Annotated in this window: 22 protein-coding genes; 10 read left to right on the plus strand and 12 right to left on the minus strand. The window is 63.0% G+C overall.

The genetic code is table 11. From position 1 onward, the window contains the following. Positions 1–86: 86 nt before the first annotated feature. The 3 genes from QZH45_RS26860 to dxs all read left to right on the plus strand — a co-directional run bounded on the left by QZH45_RS26860 (position 87) and on the right by dxs (position 3,225). A complete protein-coding gene (locus QZH45_RS26860) occupies positions 87–329 on the plus strand; it encodes an exodeoxyribonuclease VII small subunit (RefSeq protein ID WP_003185917.1) in 243 nt (80 codons plus the stop codon). Next, positions 326–1,213, plus strand: coding sequence for a (2E,6E)-farnesyl diphosphate synthase (gene ispA / locus QZH45_RS26865; protein ID WP_024778371.1), 888 nt, complete (start codon positions 326–328; stop codon positions 1,211–1,213). Before QZH45_RS26860 ends, ispA begins: the two co-directional genes overlap by 4 nt. Before the next feature lie 113 nt (positions 1,214–1,326). Then, a complete protein-coding gene (dxs, locus tag QZH45_RS26870) occupies positions 1,327–3,225 on the plus strand; it encodes a 1-deoxy-D-xylulose-5-phosphate synthase (protein ID WP_055134927.1) in 1,899 nt (632 codons plus the stop codon). 160 nt (positions 3,226–3,385) lie between these two features. On the opposite strand, the gene QZH45_RS26875 is transcribed toward dxs, so the two are convergent. The 11 genes from QZH45_RS26875 to nrdR all read right to left on the minus strand — a co-directional run bounded on the left by QZH45_RS26875 (position 3,386) and on the right by nrdR (position 11,377). Then, the gene (locus tag QZH45_RS26875) at positions 3,386–3,805 is read right to left on the minus strand and encodes a hypothetical protein (RefSeq protein ID WP_024778369.1); all 420 of its coding nucleotides are present in this window, start codon (positions 3,803–3,805) and stop codon (positions 3,386–3,388) included. Further along, positions 3,802–4,419 carry a GTP cyclohydrolase II gene (ribA, locus tag QZH45_RS26880; RefSeq protein WP_024778368.1) on the minus strand — a complete coding sequence of 206 codons (618 nt, stop codon included), beginning with the start codon at positions 4,417–4,419 and terminating at the stop codon, positions 3,802–3,804. Before ribA ends, QZH45_RS26875 begins: the two co-directional genes overlap by 4 nt. Positions 4,420–4,528: 109 nt before the next feature. Next, a complete protein-coding gene (locus QZH45_RS26885; RefSeq protein ID WP_024778367.1) occupies positions 4,529–5,287 on the minus strand; it encodes a substrate-binding periplasmic protein in 759 nt (252 codons plus the stop codon). 11 nt (positions 5,288–5,298) lie between these two features. After that, on the minus strand, positions 5,299–5,802 hold the full coding sequence (locus tag QZH45_RS26890; RefSeq protein WP_024778366.1) for a phosphatidylglycerophosphatase A family protein: 504 nt from the start codon (positions 5,800–5,802) through the stop codon (positions 5,299–5,301). Beyond that, the gene (gene thiL / locus QZH45_RS26895) at positions 5,799–6,764 is read right to left on the minus strand and encodes a thiamine-phosphate kinase (protein ID WP_024778365.1); all 966 of its coding nucleotides are present in this window, start codon (positions 6,762–6,764) and stop codon (positions 5,799–5,801) included. The genes QZH45_RS26890 and thiL overlap by 4 nt, the downstream gene beginning before the upstream one ends. Then, on the minus strand, positions 6,765–7,265 hold the full coding sequence (gene nusB, locus QZH45_RS26900; RefSeq protein ID WP_024778364.1) for a transcription antitermination factor NusB: 501 nt from the start codon (positions 7,263–7,265) through the stop codon (positions 6,765–6,767). Beyond that, positions 7,262–7,738 (minus strand): 6,7-dimethyl-8-ribityllumazine synthase, encoded by a 477-nt coding sequence (ribH, locus tag QZH45_RS26905; RefSeq protein WP_024778363.1) that lies wholly within the window; start codon positions 7,736–7,738, stop codon positions 7,262–7,264. The genes nusB and ribH overlap by 4 nt, the downstream gene beginning before the upstream one ends. A gap of 224 nt (positions 7,739–7,962) precedes the next feature. Next, complete coding sequence (gene ribBA, locus QZH45_RS26910; RefSeq protein WP_024778362.1) at positions 7,963–9,054, minus strand: bifunctional 3,4-dihydroxy-2-butanone-4-phosphate synthase/GTP cyclohydrolase II; 1,092 nt, start codon at positions 9,052–9,054, stop codon at positions 7,963–7,965. A 16-nt stretch (positions 9,055–9,070) separates the two neighbouring features. After that, positions 9,071–9,736, minus strand: a complete 666-nt coding sequence (locus QZH45_RS26915) for a riboflavin synthase (protein WP_024778361.1) — start codon at positions 9,734–9,736, stop codon at positions 9,071–9,073. Between the two features lie 46 nt (positions 9,737–9,782). Then, positions 9,783–10,916 carry a bifunctional diaminohydroxyphosphoribosylaminopyrimidine deaminase/5-amino-6-(5-phosphoribosylamino)uracil reductase RibD gene (gene ribD / locus QZH45_RS26920; RefSeq protein ID WP_069018341.1) on the minus strand — a complete coding sequence of 378 codons (1,134 nt, stop codon included), beginning with the start codon at positions 10,914–10,916 and terminating at the stop codon, positions 9,783–9,785. After that, positions 10,913–11,377: a transcriptional regulator NrdR gene (gene nrdR / locus QZH45_RS26925; protein ID WP_024778359.1), complete on the minus strand. Its 465-nt coding sequence runs from the start codon at positions 11,375–11,377 to the stop codon at positions 10,913–10,915. The genes ribD and nrdR overlap by 4 nt, the downstream gene beginning before the upstream one ends. A 127-nt stretch (positions 11,378–11,504) precedes the next feature. Here nrdR and QZH45_RS26930 point away from each other — a divergent pair, with 127 nt between their 5' ends. From QZH45_RS26930 to trxA, 3 genes are all read left to right on the plus strand, one after another. Beyond that, a complete protein-coding gene (locus tag QZH45_RS26930; protein ID WP_024778358.1) occupies positions 11,505–11,969 on the plus strand; it encodes a hypothetical protein in 465 nt (154 codons plus the stop codon). Further along, positions 11,966–12,625, plus strand: coding sequence for a class I SAM-dependent methyltransferase (locus tag QZH45_RS26935; RefSeq protein ID WP_024778357.1), 660 nt, complete (start codon positions 11,966–11,968; stop codon positions 12,623–12,625). The genes QZH45_RS26930 and QZH45_RS26935 overlap by 4 nt, the downstream gene beginning before the upstream one ends. A gap of 162 nt (positions 12,626–12,787) precedes the next feature. Beyond that, a complete protein-coding gene (gene trxA, locus QZH45_RS26940) occupies positions 12,788–13,660 on the plus strand; it encodes a thioredoxin (protein WP_055136042.1) in 873 nt (290 codons plus the stop codon). Here the strand turns inward: trxA and QZH45_RS26945 are convergent. Then, positions 13,657–14,010, minus strand: a complete 354-nt coding sequence (locus tag QZH45_RS26945; protein ID WP_024778355.1) for a hypothetical protein — start codon at positions 14,008–14,010, stop codon at positions 13,657–13,659. The genes trxA and QZH45_RS26945 overlap by 4 nt on opposite strands. 132 nt (positions 14,011–14,142) lie before the next feature. On the opposite strand from QZH45_RS26945, the gene QZH45_RS26950 reads away from it, so the two are divergent. The 4 genes from QZH45_RS26950 to QZH45_RS26965 all read left to right on the plus strand — a co-directional run bounded on the left by QZH45_RS26950 (position 14,143) and on the right by QZH45_RS26965 (position 17,402). Continuing rightward, positions 14,143–14,733: a DUF2796 domain-containing protein gene (locus tag QZH45_RS26950; RefSeq protein WP_055136043.1), complete on the plus strand. Its 591-nt coding sequence runs from the start codon at positions 14,143–14,145 to the stop codon at positions 14,731–14,733. 161 nt (positions 14,734–14,894) lie between these two features. Further along, positions 14,895–15,605, plus strand: coding sequence for an ABC transporter ATP-binding protein (locus QZH45_RS26955; protein ID WP_055136044.1), 711 nt, complete (start codon positions 14,895–14,897; stop codon positions 15,603–15,605). Position 15,606: 1 nt separating this feature from the next. Beyond that, positions 15,607–16,872: an ABC transporter permease gene (locus QZH45_RS26960; protein ID WP_055136045.1), complete on the plus strand. Its 1,266-nt coding sequence runs from the start codon at positions 15,607–15,609 to the stop codon at positions 16,870–16,872. 11 nt (positions 16,873–16,883) lie between these two features. Further along, positions 16,884–17,402 (plus strand): DUF3299 domain-containing protein, encoded by a 519-nt coding sequence (locus tag QZH45_RS26965; protein ID WP_055136046.1) that lies wholly within the window; start codon positions 16,884–16,886, stop codon positions 17,400–17,402. Positions 17,403–17,418: the final 16 nt, after the last annotated feature.

Below are 17,418 nucleotides of genomic sequence, written 5' to 3' on the forward strand. Positions count from 1 at the left end.
CACTCCCTTTACCGGGCTTCAATTTGCCCCAAAACCCCATGTCTGCTAGTGTCGCGCCGGTTTAACAGTCAACCGGAATAGCCGCCATGGCCCGCAAAAAAGCTGCATTGGACTTCGAACAATCCCTGGCCGACCTGCAAACGCTGGTCGAACGGCTGGAGAACGGCGAATTGTCGCTGGAAGACTCGCTGACTGCCTTCGAACAAGGTATCGGCCTGACTCGCGACTGCCAGGCGGCACTGGCCCAGGCCGAGCAGAAGGTGCAGTTGTTGCTCGAGCGCGATGGCGAACTGACCGAAGAGCCTTTCGACGCGGAACAGCCTGAATGATCGGCGCCTATCAGGCCAGCAGCCAGGCTCGGGTCAATGCTGCGTTGAGCACTTTGTTTACCGCACCGAGCCCCGAGCTGGCGCGCCTGTACGACGCCATGCGCTACAGCGTCATGAACGGCGGCAAGCGTGTACGGCCGCTGCTGGCCTATGCCGCGTGCGAAGCCTTGGGCGGCGTGGCCGAACAGGCCAACGGCGCAGCGTGCGCGGTGGAGTTGATCCACGCTTATTCCCTGGTGCACGACGACCTGCCGGCCATGGACGACGACGACCTGCGTCGCGGCCAGCCAACCACCCACAAGCAATTCGACGAAGCCTGCGCGATTCTGGCCGGTGACGGGCTGCAGAGCCTGGCCTTCAGCGCCCTGCTCGACCCGGCCCTTAGCGATTGCCCGGCGCAGATCCGCCTGGACATGGTCAGCGCCCTGGCGCTGGCGGCGGGGCCTGCCGGGATGGTTGGCGGCCAGGCCATCGACCTGGGTTCGGTCGGCCTGAAGCTGGATCAGGGGGCGCTGGAATACATGCACCGGCACAAGACCGGCGCCTTGATCGAAGCCAGCGTCAAGCTCGGCGCCCTCGCCAGCGGCCGGGCCACGCCAGAACAGTTGCAAGCCCTGCAGATCTACGCCCGGGCCATCGGCCTGGCGTTTCAGGTGCAGGACGATATCCTCGACGTCGAAAGCGATACCCAGACCCTGGGCAAGCGCCAGGGTGCCGACATCGCCCGCGACAAGCCGACCTACCCGGCCCTGCTGGGGCTCGACGCCGCCAAGGCCTACGCCCTGGAGTTGCGCGACCAGGCCCTGGAAGCGTTGCGACCGTTTGACGCGGCGGCGGAGCCGTTGCGCGAGCTGGCGCGCTATATCGTCGAACGACGCAGCTGATACGGGGTCAACCCTTCAGACTGCGTATCGGCCAAGTTCCGGCCAACGCGTGGGCAGCTTGCGATGCATAAGGTAAACTGCCGCCTCTTTCTATACCTATAACGATTCGCCTGATGCCCACGACGTTTCAAGAGATTCCCCGCAAACGCCCGATCACGCCCCTGCTGGACCGCGCCAACACGCCGGACGGCTTGCGTCGGCTGGGTGAAGCCGAGCTGGAAACCCTGGCCGATGAGTTGCGCCTGGAACTGCTTTATACGGTCGGCCAGACCGGTGGGCACTTCGGTGCCGGGCTGGGCGTCATCGAGCTGACCATCGCGCTGCATTACGTATTCGACACCCCGGATGACCGGCTGGTGTGGGACGTCGGCCACCAGGCCTACCCGCACAAGATCCTCACCGGCCGCCGCGAGCGCATGAGCACCCTGCGCCAGAAGGACGGCATCGCAGCATTCCCGCGACGCTCCGAGAGCGAGTACGACACCTTTGGCGTCGGCCACTCCAGCACCTCCATCAGTGCTGCCCTGGGCATGGCCATTGCGGCCCGCTTGCAGAACAGCGACCGCAAGGCGATTGCCGTGATCGGCGACGGCGCGCTGACGGCGGGCATGGCTTTCGAGGCCCTGAACCACGCCCCGGAAGTCAACGCCAACATGCTGGTGATTCTCAACGACAACGACATGTCGATCTCGCGCAATGTCGGCGGCTTGTCCAACTACCTGGCGAAGATTCTTTCCAGCCGCACCTACGCCAGCATGCGCGAAGGCAGCAAAAAGGTCCTGTCGCGCCTGCCCGGGGCCTGGGAAATCGCCCGCCGCACCGAGGAATACGCCAAGGGCATGCTGGTACCTGGCACGCTGTTCGAAGAACTGGGCTGGAATTACATCGGCCCGATCGACGGTCATGACCTGCCGACGCTGATCGCCACGCTGCGCAACATGCGCGACCTCAAGGGCCCACAGTTCCTGCACGTGGTGACCAAGAAAGGCAAGGGCTTCGCCCCAGCGGAAGTCGACCCCATCGGTTACCACGCCATCACCAAGCTCGAACCGCTGGATGCCCCGGCGTCCGCTCCGAAAAAGGCTGGCGGCCCCAAGTATTCCGCTGTGTTCGGCCAATGGCTGTGCGACATGGCGGCCACGGACCCGCGCCTGGTGGGGATTACCCCGGCAATGAAGGAAGGCTCGGACCTGGTGGCCTTCAGCGAACGCTACCCGCAGCGCTATTTCGATGTAGCGATTGCCGAGCAGCACGCCGTGACTTTCGCCGCCGGCATGGCGTGCGAAGGGGCAAAACCGGTGGTGGCGATCTACTCGACCTTCCTGCAGCGCGGTTACGACCAGTTGGTGCATGACGTCGCAGTGCAGAATCTCGATGTGCTGTTTGCTATCGACCGCGCCGGCCTGGTGGGCGAAGACGGCCCGACTCACGCCGGCAGCTTCGATCTTTCGTTCCTGCGTTGCATTCCCGGCATGTTGGTGATGACCCCGAGCGACGAGAACGAGCTGCGCAAGATGCTCACCACCGGCCACTTGTTCAATGGCCCAGCGGCGGTGCGTTATCCCCGTGGCAGCGGACCGAACGCAGCCATCGAGGCCGCCCTCGAGCCAATTGAAATCGGCAAGGGCGTGATCCGTCGCCAGGGCAAGCAAACCGCCCTGCTGGTGTTCGGCGTGCAACTGGCCGAGGCCCTGAAAGTTGCCCAGACCCTGGATGCTACCGTGGTGGACATGCGCTTCGTCAAACCACTGGACGAGGCCCTGGTCCGCGAAATGGCCGACAGTCATGTGCTGCTGGTGACCATCGAAGAAAACGCCATCATGGGCGGTGCCGGTGCGGCGGTCAGTGAGTTCCTGGCCCGGGAAAACATCCTCAAGCCCGTGCTGCACCTGGGCCTGCCGGACCTCTACGTCGAGCACGCCAAGCCTGCGCAGATGCTGGCCGAGTGCGGGCTGGACGAGGCAGGGATCGAAGCATCCGTGCGTCAGCGGCTGCAGCTGCTGGGCCTTTAACCCTCCGCCCCTGCGGGAGCGAGCTTGCTCGTGATGCGATGTTTCAGTCAAAGGCTGTTTGGACTGTTACACCGCCATCGCGAGCAGGCTCGCTCCCACAAGGAACACCATCATTCAATTGTGGGAGCGAGCCTGCTCGCGATAGGGACGCCGCGGTGTATCAGCCGAGCTGACGCGGAAGGCGATACAGGTAGAACAGTACCGCGGAGGACAAGGCCAGCAGCATCAGCGGCACGGCTTCCAGACCCACGAACACCGCCAGGGCACCGATCCAGGCCGGCAACCCGGCAGCCAGGAAGGCAGCACGCCGACAGGCGGCCAACGTGATCCAGGCCTGAGGCTCTTCGGGGGTATCAAGAGCCTTCTGGGTGGCGATCAAGGCGTGCTTGTACGCGCCGAAGAATCGCAGGCTGACGAACATCGAGGCCACGCCGGCGATGAACAGTGGCATCGCCAGTACCGGCAGAATCGCTTCACCCTGACCGAAAACAAGATTGATCACCAACAGCGGCAGCAACGCCAATGCCAGGTATTTCCACCAACTGATGGATAGTCGCCGTCGGACCTGACTCCGCGTCACGCCCGGTCGACCTCGCCCTGGTGCTCGTTGCCCATCATGTGGTCGAGCTTGCTGGCCTTGGTCGCTAGGTAGAGCTTGTTGTGAGGATTATGGCCGGTGTGCAGTGGCACACGCTCCGCCACCAAGATACCCATCTCGGTCAACGCCTTGACCTTGCGCGGGTTGTTGGTCATCAAGCGCAGGGCCTTGACGCCCAGATGTTCGAGCATGGGCAGGCAGATGCTGTAGTCACGCAGATCGGCGGCAAACCCGAGGCGCTCGTTGGCTTCCACGGTATCGGCACCGCCATCCTGCAATTCATAGGCACGGATCTTGTTCAACAGGCCAATGCCACGCCCTTCCTGGCGCAAATACAGCAACACGCCTCGACCTTCGCGGGCGATGGCCTGCAGCGCGGCTTCGAGTTGCGAACCGCAGTCGCAGCGCTGGCTGAACAGGGCATCGCCCGTCAGACACTCAGAGTGCAAGCGGCCCAATACCGGAGCACCGTCGGCAATATCACCCAGGCTCAGCACAACGTGCTCGCGGCCGGTAGCCTCATCCAGAAAACCATGCATGGTGAATTGCGCAAAGGGCGTTGGCAGCTTGGAAGCGGCAACAAAAACGACAGGCACCGGTGTGCTCCTGATCTAGTACTGGAGATTCTCAGAGAAGCGCATTGTAACAGCAGGTCCCGGCAGACGCTTAGGCTGAATTGTCGACTATTACTATCGACAAGATTGATTAAGGCTTCGGTGGCTTACCGTGCTCGTCGAAAGGATAAGGTTGTTTCCAACGCTCGAAAATCGGTTTCAACCGACCACTTTTCACCAACACCTCCATACGCCGGTCGAACAGCGCACGCAGCGCCCGTCCGTTTTCGGTGTTGGCGAAGCCCAGGTACAGCGGCAGGTTGATCAACGGCGAGAGCTTGTACTGCTGGGGATCGTCGGCCTTGGCGAGCACACCCTGGATCTCCATCAAGGCGTCGATATAGAAATCGGCCCGGTCATGGACCAGCATCGGCAAGATCCCTACCGCACGATGGATTTCATTGAAGCGCTTGATGTTGGGCAGATAGCTGTTGTACTCGTAGCCGCGCATCCACACCAGCCGATAATTGCCGATCGTCGCCAGCGTGGGTGTCGGTTTGGAGGCCAGTCCAAGGGCATAGATGTGATCAACGTCGTAGTGCCAGTTGGGATAGAGCAGCCCTTCAGTTTCATCGCGATAGGCACCGACCTGTGCGTCGACCTCACCACGCTGTACCAAGCCGATCGAGCGGGTGTAGGGCACGCTGCGGGTTTCCAGCTTCACGCCCGCGGGCTCGAACACCTCACGCAGGATGTCCCAGGCCATACCCCGGCCGTCGGCTTCAGAGTAGTCAGCCCACTCCTCGCTGGCGGCGCGGATCTTGCCGGGCAACGCCATCGGCTCCGCCGCCAGAGCGCCGAGACTCGTGCCCAGACACAACAAGAGCAACAGTGCTCGGCTTACGCGCATGCCTGAATCCCTCAGGTAAGACACCACACCAGTCCTTGCATTGCCAGCCAGGCAAACACTCCGGCCAGGATATCATCGAGCATGATGCCTACGCCTCCGTGGACATGCCGGTCGATCCAGCGGATCGGCCATGGCTTGAGAATATCGAAGAAGCGGAACGCCAGGAAACCCGCCAACAACCAGTACCAACCTTGCGGCACCAGCCACAGGGTAATCCACATCCCGACCATTTCGTCCCAGACGATACCTTCATGATCGTGCACGCGCAGGTCGTCCGCCACCTTGCCACACAACCAGAAGCCGAACAGCATGGTGATGCCGAGCATCAGCCAGTAACCCCAGTCCGGCAACATCTGCCACAACGGTATGAAGGGTAGCGCAACCAGCGAACCCCAAGTACCTGGCGCCTTGGGCAAAGTGCCCGAACCGAAGCCAAATGCCAGGAAATGCCAGGGATTACGCCAAACCGAGGGGGGGACGAATTCGACTGGAACCTGGTTGGGATGATCTGTCACGGTGTCTCCCGAAAATGTTGATAACCCCGGATCTGCGGGGTGATGTCGGCGCCATAGGCATCCACCAGCATGACGCCCTGCCCTGCCATGACACTGCCGACCACGTGGACTGGCCAGCCTTCGGCCTGCAACGCCGACAATCGGACCGGCGGCAAGCTGAACAGCAGCACATAATCGTCACCTCCGCTCAACGCGGCCTGCTCCGCGTCCGTTTGGCCGAGCAAGGCCAGTAAAGCGTTGGACAGCGGCAGACGGTCACGTTCAACCCGGATTGCCACTCCGGACGCCAATGCGATATGCCCGCAGTCGGCCAGCAGGCCATCGGAGATATCCATGGCTGCACTGGCCCGGCCGCGCAGCGCCAGCCCCAGGTCGATCTGCGGACGCGGTGACCAATAATGCGCCAACAGCGGCTCGGCGACGGCGGGTTCAGCGTGACACTGGCCAAGCACGAGCGGCAATGCACCGGCGGCATTGCCCAGTTCACCACCAACGCAAAGCAGATCGCCGGGCTGTGCGCCGCTTCGGGTCAAGGCCTGGCCGGACGGCACGCGGCCGAACACGGTCATGGTCAGGCTCAGTGGTCCGCGAGTGGTATCACCACCCACCAGCGCGACACCGCAGGCCTGGGCCATCCGGTCCAAACCACAGGCATAGGCCTGCAGCCAATCGGCGGTCACCGTCGGCAAGGTCAGGGCAAGGGTAAAGGCAAAGGGTCTGGCGCCCATGGCGGCGAGGTCGCTAACCGCCACGGCCAGCGAGCGCTGGCCGAGCAGGAACGGATCGCAGGGATCCGAAAAATGCACACCGGCCACAAGCGTGTCCGTGGACACCGCCAACTGCTCCCCGGGAGGAACCGTCAGCAAGGCACAATCGTCGCCGATCCCCAGCGCAACGCCGTCGCCGCCCTGCGCACAAGGCGCGGCGGCGAAATAGCTGCGGATCAGCTCAAACTCACCCATTCAGCGCTTGAACGCCTTCACTTCAGCTTCCCGCAGGCGTGGAGCAAGCTTGTCGAGCACACCGTTGACGAACTTGTGCCCGTCGGTGGAACCGAAGACTTTCGCCAGCTCGATCCCTTCGTTGATCACCACGCGGTACGGTACATCGACACGCTGCATCAGCTCCCAGGTGGACAGGCGCAACACCGCCAGCTCGACCGGGTCCAGCTCTTCGATGGTCAGGTCCAGGCAAGGTGCCAGGGCCTTGTCGATTTCGGTCTTGTGCGCCGGAACCCCGTGGAGGATCTCGCGGAAATACGCGCCATCGACATCGCTGAAATCGTTATCGACCCGAAACTGCGCTTCGATCTCGTTCAGCGACTGCTTGGCCATGTGCCATTGATACAGCGCCTGAGTCGCAAGCTGACGGGCTTCGCGACGCTTGACGCTTTTCGAAGGCTTGCCGGCATCGGCAGGCTTGGGATCGCGAGGGTTGAAACGATCGCTTTCGTCGCTAATCACTTGGCCTCCAACTGCGCCAGCAGACTGACCATTTCCAGGGCGGACAGGGCGGCTTCGGCGCCTTTGTTACCGGCCTTGGTGCCGGAACGTTCGATGGCTTGCTCGATGGAATCAACGGTCAGTACGCCGAAAGCGACAGGCACGCCAAACTCCATGGACACCTGGGCCAGGCCCTTGGTGCACTCGCCAGCCACGTATTCGAAATGCGGAGTACCGCCACGAATGACCGCACCCAGGGCGATGATCGCTGCATATTCGCCCTTTTGAGCGACTTTCTGCGCAACCAGCGGGATTTCGAAGGCGCCAGGGGCACGGATGATAGTGATGTCGCTTTCGCTCACGCCATGGCGGACCAGGGCATCGACCGCACCGCCAACCAGGCTCTCGACCACGAAGCTGTTGAAACGGCCCACTACCAAAGCGTAGCGGCCTGTGGGGGCGATGAAGGTACCTTCGATGGTCTTCAGGGTCATTCGTCAATTCTCTTAAAGAGCCGGAACGCGCTCGATGCGCGCTCCTCGGTGATATTTAGCCACGAATACAGGGCCAGCCGTTCATTTCAGGAAACTACACCCCTTGTGGGAGCGAGCCTGCTCGCGATGACGTCAGCTCAGAGACATTAATGTCGCCTGATGCACCGCTTTCGCGAGCTGGCTCGCTCCCACAGGGGGAAGACCTCCCTAAATGAACGAGGTCATTATTCAGAGGGCACGTATTCTACAACTTCCAGATCGAAACCGGATATCGCATTAAATTTCATCGGTGCACTCATCAGGCGCATTTTGCGTACACCCAGGTCCCGCAGGATCTGCGAGCCGGCACCGACCGTGCTGTAAGTGGTGGTCTTCTTCACCGGCAATTGCTCGCCGGTTTCGCGGATATGCGCCAGCAGCACATCGCCATCGAGGGGGTGCCCGAGCAGCAGCACCACGCCGCTGCCGGCCTCCGCCACCGCGGCCATCGCGGCCCGCAGGCTCCAGCGGCCAGGCTGCTTGACCATCAACAGGTCCCGCAGTGGGTCCATGTTGTGCACGCGGACCAGGGTCGGCTCTTCGGCGCAGACGGTGCCCAGGGTCAGGGCCATGTGCACGTCGCCTTCCACCGAATCGCGGTAGGTCACCAGGTTGAAATGGCCCAGTTCGCTGTCCAGCGGCTGCTCGGCGATCCGCTGAACGGTACGTTCGTGGATCATCCGGTAATGGATAAGGTCGGCGATGGTGCCGATCTTGATGTCGTGCTCAGCGGCGAAGGCTTCCAGTTCCGCGCGACGGGACATGGTGCCGTCATCGTTCATCACTTCGCAGATCACGCCGCTGGGTTCGAAACCGGCCATGCGCGCCAGGTCGCACGCCGCTTCGGTGTGGCCGGCGCGGGCCAGGGTGCCGCCGGCCTGAGCCATCAGCGGAAAGATGTGGCCGGGGCTGACGATGTCTTCGGCCTTGGCGTCCTTCGCGGCGGCAGCTTGCACGGTACGTGCGCGGTCAGCGGCGGAAATGCCGGTGGTCACGCCCTCGGCGGCCTCGATGGACACGGTGAACTTGGTGCCGAAGCCTGAACCGTTACGCGGGGCCATCAGCGGCAATTTCAGCAGCTCGCAGCGCTCGCGGCTCATCGGCATGCAGATCAGGCCACGGGCGTGCTTGGCCATGAAGTTGATGTGCTCGGCCTTGCAACATTCGGCGGCCATGATCAGGTCGCCTTCGTTCTCGCGGTCTTCGTCATCCATGAGGATGACCATCTTGCCTTGGCGGATATCTTCAACCAGCTCTTCGATGCTATTGAGCGCCACGCGGCACCCCCTTGGGTCAGGATTTGAGGTAGCCGTTGGCGGCCAGAAAGCTTTCAGTGATGTTACTGCCGGATGCAGGCTCTGCGGCCTTGTCACCGAGCAGCAGGCGCTCCAGGTAACGGGCCAGCAGGTCGACTTCCAGGTTGACCCGGCGCCCAGGCCGATACGAGGCCATGATGGTTTCGCTCAAAGTGTGCGGAATGATGGTCAGCAGGAATTCGGCGCCATCCACCGCGTTGACCGTCAGGCTGGTGCCATCGACGGTGATCGAGCCTTTGTGGGCGATGTACTTGGCCAGTTCCTTCGGCGCGCGGATGCGAAACTCTACGGCCCGCGCATTATCGCTGCGGGAAACCACTTCGCCGACGCCGTCGACGTGGCCGCTGACCAGGTGCCCGCCCAACCGTGTGGTGGGCGTCAGGGCTTTTTCCAGGTTGACCGGGCTGCCGCTCTTGAGATCGTTCATGGCAGTGCAGTCGAGGGTTTCGCGGCTGACGTCCGCCAGGAAACCATTGCCAGGCAGTTCGACGGCGGTCAGGCACACGCCATTCACGGCGATGCTGTCGCCCAGTTTGACGTCACTCAGGTCGAGCTTGCCGGTTTCGACGTAGACCCGCACGTCGCCCCCCTTGGGGGTGAGGGCACGGATGCTGCCGATGGATTCGATGATGCCGGTAAACATGGAGTCCTCCTCGAGAACAGGCCGCCGCTTGAGCGAAGGCCGGGAATTATACGCTGGCCGGCGGGATGGGGACGGCGATGACTCGCCAGTCATCGCCCACGGCACGGATTTCGGTGATTTTCAGCGCCGGGGCGTCCTTCATGTGCGCCAGTGGCCAGTCCAGCAATGGTCGCGCCGAAGATCCCAGGAACTTGCCGGCGAGGAAAATCTGGAATTCGTCCACCAGGCCTTGACGGGCAAATGCCCCTGCCAGGCGCGGACCGGCTTCCACCAGCACCTCGTTGACGCCACGGGCCGCCAGCTCGACCAGCAAGCGGCGCAGATCGACCTGGCCGTCATCACCTGCCACGATCATGCATTCGGGGCCGTTGGCGTACTGTTCTTCCACCGCCATGCACGTGGCGACCAGCGCCGGGCCGGCCTTGAAAAACGGTGCATCCAGCGGCACCCGCAGGCGACCGTCCACCAGTACCCGCAGCGGCGGACGGCTCATGATCAATGCTGTCTGGTCGGCATCCAACCCGAGTTCATCGGCGCGCACGGTCAGCCGGGCATTGTCCGCCAGCACCGTGTCCGCGCCGGTCAACACCACACTGGCCTGGGCCCGCAGCCGCTGCACGGCCGAACGTGCAGCCGGACCGGTAATCCACTGGCTTTCACCGCTTTCCATGGCGGTGCGGCCATCGAGGCTCATGGCGAGCTTGACGCGCACGAATGGCAAGCCGTGCTCCATGCGCTTGAGGAAACCCTGGTTGAGCTGACGGGCCTCGCCTTCCAGCATGCCGCTTTCGGTGGCGATACCGACCTGGGCCAGCCGCTGCAAACCGCGACCGGCGACTTCCGGGTTCGGGTCCTGCATCGCCGCCACGACCCGGGCCACACCAGCGTTGACCAGCGCATCGGCACAAGGCGGCGTACGACCATGGTGGCTGCAGGGCTCGAGGGTCACGTAGGCCGTGGCGCCCCGAGCCAGCTCACCGGCAGCGCGCAAGGCATGGACTTCGGCATGGGGTTCACCGGCGCGGATGTGCCAGCCCTCCCCGACAATTTGCCCGTCACGCACGATCACACACCCCACCCGAGGATTGGGATGGGTGGTGTAGTGGCCACGCCGAGCCAGCTCCAGGGCACGGGCCATGTAATGGGCGTCGAGGACTGCCTGTTGTGCCAGGACGCTCATTCTTTCACCGGTTCGCGGGCCAGGCGGTCGATTTCCTCGCGGAATTCGTTCAGGTCCTGGAAGCGCCGGTACACCGAGGCGAAACGGATGTAGGCGACTTCGTCGAGCTTCTGCAGCTCGGCCATCACCAGCTCGCCGACCACAAGGGATTTGACCTCCCTCTCGCCGGTCGCCCGCAGCTTGTGTTTGATGTGCACCAGCGCCGCTTCCAGGCGCTCGACGCTCACCGGGCGTTTTTCCAGGGCGCGCTGCATGCCGGCGCGCAGTTTGTCTTCGTCGAACGGCTGGCGGCTGCCGTCGGTTTTGATCAGGCGCGGCAACACCAGTTCAGCGGTCTCGAACGTAGTGAACCGTTCGCCGCAGGCCAGGCACTCGCGCCGGCGGCGGACCTGTTCGCCCTCGGCGACCAGTCGCGAGTCGATGACTTTGGTGTCGTTGGCACCGCAGAAGGGACAGTGCATGGTGGCAGGCAACAAAAAAAGGGAGGGCCATGGTAGCGCATCCCACTGGCAAGACAAGCCATAGGGTTTACGGTATACAGACGGGCTTACCGTCAGATCCATGGAATTCACCTTGCAGGAGCCGCACATGCCGCTACGATCGCTCGTTTTGCTCAGTCTTTTCAGCCTGCTGATGGCGTGCAGCAGTGACGCTCCCAAGCCCACTGCACCCGCACCGGCGCCCGCGCCGAAACAGGCCCAGGAAAAAGCCCGGCAAGCCGCCGAGCTGGGACCATTGCCGGCGTACCAACGGGAACTGAGCGGCACCCTCGAAGGCGTACCGACCGGGGCCGAAGTCGAACTGGCGCTGCTGGTGATCGACGAAAAGGGTCGCCCGCAGAAATTACTCGCCAGCTCCAGCCTGATCGGCGCCAAGCAGGCCCTGCCCTTCCGCCTGCGCTTCAACCCGGATGCCTTCCCGGTCGGCGCCCGCGTGGAGCTGCGCGGCCGCGCCAGCCAGTCGGGCCAATTGATCCTGCACCTGCCGGAACAGCGCATCGCGCAACCGACCAGCCAGGCGTTGGGCACCCTGCAATTCGTCAAAGCGCCATGAATGCACCGCAAGACCTGCAACACGCGCTGAGCGAGTTGCTGGGGGACGCGCATCTGGTGGACTGCCCGTTACCCGGCACCGGTCTGAAACTGTGGCTGATCGACGGCGATAACATGGACCGAGCCTTCAACCCGGAAGAAACCCGGCGCATCCTCCACGAGCCGCCCTACTGGAGCTTCTGCTGGGCCAGCGGCCTGGCGATGGCCCGTTACCTGGCCGAGCAACCGCAGTGGGTCGAAGGCAAGCGGGTGCTGGATTTCGGTGCCGGCTCCGGCGTGGCGGGCATCGCGGCGATCAAGGCCGGAGCGCTGGAAGTGGTGGCGTGTGACCTGGATCCGCTGGCAATCGCTGCATGCCGGGCCAACGCCCTGCTCAACGACGTGACGCTGACTTATTCGACGGATTTCTTCGCCGAGGCGGATCGCTTCGACCTGATCCTGGTCGCCGATGTGCTCTACGACCGAGCCAACCTGCCGCTGCTGGACCAGTTCCTAAGCCGCGGCCACGAGGCCCTGGTGGCCGACTCCCGGGTACGTGATTTCCAGCACCCGCTGTACCAGCGTATCGAACTGCTCGAAGCCATGACCCTGCCGGATCTGGCCGAGCCCGAGGAGTTCCGGCATGTGAGCCTGTATCACGCGCGGCGCCAGCCCTAAAAGCTTCGCGAGCAAGCCCGCTCCCACAATGAACCGGGGTGTTCGCAATTCCAGCGTCCGATCTCAGTCCCTGTGGGAGCGAGCCTGCTCGCGATAGCGGCCTACCAGGCACCCCAAGACCCCGCGTATAGTTGCACCATTCAAGCGTTCTACGAGATTCCCATGACCCAGGACACCCCCTACATCTTCGACGCCACCACCGCCGACTTCGACCAGTCGGTAATTGCCAACTCTTTTCACAAGCCGGTGCTGGTGGATTTCTGGGCCGAGTGGTGTGCGCCGTGCAAGGCACTGATGCCGATGTTGCAGGGCATTGCCGAGAGTTATCAGGGCGAATTGCTGCTGGCCAAGGTCAACTGCGACATCGAGCAGGACATCGTCTCGCGCTTCGGCATCCGCAGCCTGCCGACGGTGGTGCTGTTCAAGGACGGCCAGCCCATCGACGGGTTCGCCGGAGCCCAGCCGGAATCGGCGGTGCGGGCGATGCTCGAACCCCACGTGCAGATGCCACCTCCCGCCGCAGCTGATCCGCTCGAGCAGGCCCAGGCGCTGTTCGACGACGGGCGTTTCGCCGATGCCGAAGCCCTGCTCACCGTGCTGCTGGGTGAAGACAACACCAACGCCAAGGCGCTGATCCTGTTTGCCCGTTGCCTGGCTGAACGCGGCGAGCTGGGCGAAGCGCAGACCGTGCTGGACTCGGTGAAAAGTGACGAGCACAAGGCCGCACTGGCCGGGGCCAAGGCGCAGATCCAGTTCCTCGGCCTGGCCAAGCATCTGCCAGACGCCGCCGATCTCAAGGCCCGCCTGGCAAAAGACCCACAGGACGATGAGGCGGTGTATCAACTGGCGATCCAGCAACTGGCGCGCCAGCAATATGAACCGGCCCTCGACGCACTGCTCAAGCTGTTCACCCGCAATCGCGGCTACAGCGAAGGCCTGCCGCACAAGACCCTGCTGCAGGTGTTCGAACTGCTGGGCAACGATCACCCGCTGGTGACGACCTATCGCCGCAAGCTGTTTGCCGCGTTGTACTAAGCCTCAGCCCCCACCCAACTGTAGAGCGGCGTATCACCGCCGCTCAACACCTTGACCTCGGCGCTGTGGCGCAAGCGCACCAACAGGCGCTTGCCCGCCGGAGCACTGCCCGTCAGGCCTTCCAGTTGTTCCAGCAGGTCCGGGCCGCTCAACTGCCCGGCCTTGCGCAGCAATTCCCTGGCGATCTGCCACAGCGCATCGTCCTGGTTCACCGGTTTTGCCGCCACCATCGCCGCGCCTTCCGGCTTACCCGCCTGCAACTGCGCGCCGAGCTGCGCCCAGTCGCCTTCGTCCATTTCGATCGACAAGTCCACCGGCCAATCGCCGACGGTTCCGCGTATGCGCAACATCACCGTGCTCCTGAAGATTTAATGTTCCCATGCTCCCATGGGCCTTGCGCGACGCCAAGCAGACGGTCAAACTCTGCGCACATTCGTTATAAGATTACATAACAAAATATTCACTTTGTCTGGAGACTTGTCATGCGTCGTCTGCTTCTTGCTTTGCCGTTCGCCCTGCTGCCATTGGCCGTTGCTCACGCGGCGGTCGAGCACGACCATGACCATGAGCACGGCAGCCTGGGTGCCCATGAACACGGCGTTGGCCGCCTGAACGCTGCGCTCGACGGCCAGACCCTGGAGCTCGAGCTGGAGAGCCCGGCCATGAACCTGGTCGGCTTTGAACACGAAGCCACCAGCGATGCCGACAAGGCCAAGGTCGCGGCGACCCGCGCGCAACTTGAGAAGCCGTTGGTGCTGTTCAACCTGCCGGCCGCCGCCCAATGCACCCTGGCCCAGCAGGAATTGGAGAGCCCATTGTTCGGCGATGAACCGGATCACGAAGTCCATGACGAAGACGCCGACGCCGATGGCGACGAGCACCACCACGAGCACAGCGAAATCCACGCCCACTACCAGTTCACCTGCGCCACACCCGGTGCCTTGAAGAACCTCGACCTGGCGACGCTGTTCAAAACCTTCCCGGCCACCCAGAAAATTCAGGTACAACTGATCAGCCCGAGCGGCCAGCAAGGCGTGGAAGTGACGGCCAAGGTGCCAACCCTGAAGTTCTGAATACACTGCACATCCTGTGGTGGAGGCCTGTAGGAGCACAGCTTGCTCGCGATAGCGGTCCGACCGTCGACATCGACGTTGAATGTGACAGGCTCATCGCGAACACACTTTGCTCCCACAGGTACTCCACATGGGCCTCCGTCATCCTGATATAAGCCAACATGACCCAAGCACTCATCGAACTGTCCGACCTGGTCTTTAGCTGGCCCGGACATCCGCCACTGCTGGACATCCCGGCCTTTCGCCTCGAGGCCGGCGAGACCCTGTTCCTCAAGGGCCCCAGCGGCAGTGGCAAGACCACTTTGCTGGGGCTGCTGGGCGGCGTGCAGACGCCGGATCGCGGCAGCATCCGCCTGCTCGGACAGCCGCTCACCGAACTGGGGGCGGGCAGCCGCGACCGCTTTCGCGTGGACCACACCGGCTATATCTTCCAGCAATTCAATCTGCTGCCGTTTCTCTCGGTGCGCGAGAACGTCGAACTGCCCTGCCACTTTTCCAAACTGCGGGCGCAGCGGGCCATCCAGCGTCACGGCAGCATCGACCAGGCTGCCGCCACACTGTTGACCCACCTGGGGCTGACCGATGCGAACCTGCTGGAGCGCCGCGCCGACTCGCTGTCCATCGGCCAGCAGCAACGTGTCGCCGCCGCCCGGGCGTTGATCGGCCAGCCGGAACTGGTGATCGCCGACGAACCGACTTCGGCCCTGGACTACGACGCCCGGGAAAACTTCCTGCGGTTGCTGTTCGCCGAATGCCGCGAGGCCGGCTCAAGCCTGCTGTTCGTCAGCCATGACCAGAGTCTGGCGCCGCTGTTCGACCGCAACCTCTCGCTGGCCGATCTCAATCGTGCCGCCAAGCCACTCGAGGTCTGAGATGTATTTGTTCCGTCTAGCCATGGCCAGCCTGGCGAACCGCCGTTTCACCGCGATCCTCACCGCCTTCGCCATCGCCCTGTCGGTCTGCCTGCTGCTGGCAGTAGAGCGGGTGCGCACCGAGGCAAAAGCCAGTTTTGCCAGCACCATCAGCGGCACCGACCTGATCGTCGGCGCCCGCTCCGGCTCGGTGAACCTGTTGTTGTACTCGGTGTTTCGCATCGGCAACGCCACCAACAACATCCGCTGGGACAGCTTCGAACATTTCGCCAGCAACCCGAAAGTGAAATGGGCAATCCCCATGTCCCTCGGTGATTCCCATCGCGGCTATCGGGTAATGGGCACCACCGAGGCCTATTTCGAGCATTACCAGTACGGCCGCCAGCAACACCTGGAACTGGCCGATGGCCGGGCTTTCGCCACTGACCCGTTCGAAGTGGTGCTCGGTGCCGAAGTGGCCGAGGCGCTGCATTACAAGCTCGGCGACAAATTGGTGCTGGCCCACGGCGTGGCGACGATCAGCCTGGTCAAGCATGACGACAAACCCTTCACCGTGGTCGGCATTCTCAAGCGCACCGGCACCCCGGTGGATCGCACGCTGCACATCAGCCTCGGCGGCATGGAAGCGATCCACATCGATTGGAAGAACGGCGTGCCGGCCCAGGGCAGCGGTCGTATAAGCGCCGACCAGGCCCGCAACATGGATCTCACGCCCCAAGCCATCACCGCGTTCATGCTCGGCCTCAACAGCAAGATTTCCACCTTCGCCTTGCAACGCGAGATCAATGAATTCCGTGGCGAGCCGTTGCTGGCGATCCTGCCCGGCGTGGCCCTGCAAGAATTGTGGAGCCTGATGGGCACTGCGGAAAAAGCCTTGTTCGTGATTTCGTTGTTCGTGGTCCTGACTGGATTGATCGGCATGCTCACGGCAATCCTCACCAGCCTCAACGAGCGGCGCCGGGAGATGGCAATCCTGCGTTCGGTGGGCGCGCGGCCGTGGCACATCGCGAGCCTGCTGGTGCTGGAAGCCTTTGCCCTGGCGTTGACCGGGGTGGCCGCCGGGCTGGCCTTGCTATATATCGGCATCGGCGCGGCTCAGGGTTACGTACAGTCGGCCTATGGCCTGTATTTGCCGTTGAGTTGGCCAAGCGAATATGAATGGACGCTCATGGCTGGCATTCTGATCGCCGCCCTGCTGATGGGCAGCGTACCGGCCTGGCGCGCTTACCGCCAATCGTTGACCGACGGCCTGTCGATCCGTTTATGAGGACAATGAAGATGCACCGCGCCCTGTTTGCGCTGTTGATGATGGTTGCCCTGCCGCTGTGGGCGGCCGAGCCGAGGGACCTGGCCTGGTCGGAAATGATCCCGCCCGACGCACCGCCGGAGGTGCCGAACATGACCCCGCTGCATGACCTGTCGCAAATGGCCAATGCACTGTCCGCCGAATCCGCCCCGGCCGCCAAACAGGACCTGCCCAACGCACCGGTGGTCAAGGCGCTCGATGGCCAGCAGATTCGTTTGCCGGGCTACATCGTGCCGCTGGAAGTCAGCGAAGAAGGCCGTACCACGGACTTTCTGCTGGTACCGTATTTCGGCGCCTGCATCCATGTGCCGCCACCGCCCTCAAATCAGATCGTGCATGTGAAAAGCGAAGTCGGGGTGAAGCTCGATGAGCTGTATCAGCCGTACTGGGTCGAAGGGCCGATGCAAGTCAAACCGTCCAGCAGCGAGCTGGCCGATGCCGGGTATCAGATGGAGGCCGAAAAAATCTACGTCTATGAGCTGCCGGAGTGAGACTGGTAGAGGGACG

Origin of the sequence: Pseudomonas corrugata, assembly GCF_050920615.1 — a bacterium.
GTDB lineage: Bacteria > Pseudomonadota > Gammaproteobacteria > Pseudomonadales > Pseudomonadaceae > Aquipseudomonas > Aquipseudomonas corrugata.

Coding starts and splice junctions, on each gene's coding strand:
- QZH45_RS26955 (WP_055136044.1), top strand. CDS start 14,895: ATGACCCAAGCACTCATCGAACTGTCCGACCTGGTCTTTAGCTGGCCC.
- QZH45_RS26945 (WP_024778355.1), bottom strand. CDS start 14,010: ATGTTGCGCATACGCGGAACCGTCGGCGATTGGCCGGTGGACTTGTCG.
- QZH45_RS26965 (WP_055136046.1), top strand. CDS start 16,884: ATGCACCGCGCCCTGTTTGCGCTGTTGATGATGGTTGCCCTGCCGCTG.
- thiL (WP_024778365.1), bottom strand. CDS start 6,764: ATGGGTGAGTTTGAGCTGATCCGCAGCTATTTCGCCGCCGCGCCTTGT.
- QZH45_RS26885 (WP_024778367.1), bottom strand. CDS start 5,287: ATGCGCGTAAGCCGAGCACTGTTGCTCTTGTTGTGTCTGGGCACGAGT.
- dxs (WP_055134927.1), top strand. CDS start 1,327: ATGCCCACGACGTTTCAAGAGATTCCCCGCAAACGCCCGATCACGCCC.
- QZH45_RS26960 (WP_055136045.1), top strand. CDS start 15,607: ATGTATTTGTTCCGTCTAGCCATGGCCAGCCTGGCGAACCGCCGTTTC.
- ribH (WP_024778363.1), bottom strand. CDS start 7,738: ATGACCCTGAAGACCATCGAAGGTACCTTCATCGCCCCCACAGGCCGC.
- nrdR (WP_024778359.1), bottom strand. CDS start 11,377: ATGCACTGTCCCTTCTGCGGTGCCAACGACACCAAAGTCATCGACTCG.
- QZH45_RS26930 (WP_024778358.1), top strand. CDS start 11,505: ATGCCGCTACGATCGCTCGTTTTGCTCAGTCTTTTCAGCCTGCTGATG.
- trxA (WP_055136042.1), top strand. CDS start 12,788: ATGACCCAGGACACCCCCTACATCTTCGACGCCACCACCGCCGACTTC.
- ribD (WP_069018341.1), bottom strand. CDS start 10,916: ATGAGCGTCCTGGCACAACAGGCAGTCCTCGACGCCCATTACATGGCC.
- QZH45_RS26860 (WP_003185917.1), top strand. CDS start 87: ATGGCCCGCAAAAAAGCTGCATTGGACTTCGAACAATCCCTGGCCGAC.
- QZH45_RS26935 (WP_024778357.1), top strand. CDS start 11,966: ATGAATGCACCGCAAGACCTGCAACACGCGCTGAGCGAGTTGCTGGGG.
- QZH45_RS26915 (WP_024778361.1), bottom strand. CDS start 9,736: ATGTTTACCGGCATCATCGAATCCATCGGCAGCATCCGTGCCCTCACC.
- QZH45_RS26950 (WP_055136043.1), top strand. CDS start 14,143: ATGCGTCGTCTGCTTCTTGCTTTGCCGTTCGCCCTGCTGCCATTGGCC.
- ispA (WP_024778371.1), top strand. CDS start 326: ATGATCGGCGCCTATCAGGCCAGCAGCCAGGCTCGGGTCAATGCTGCG.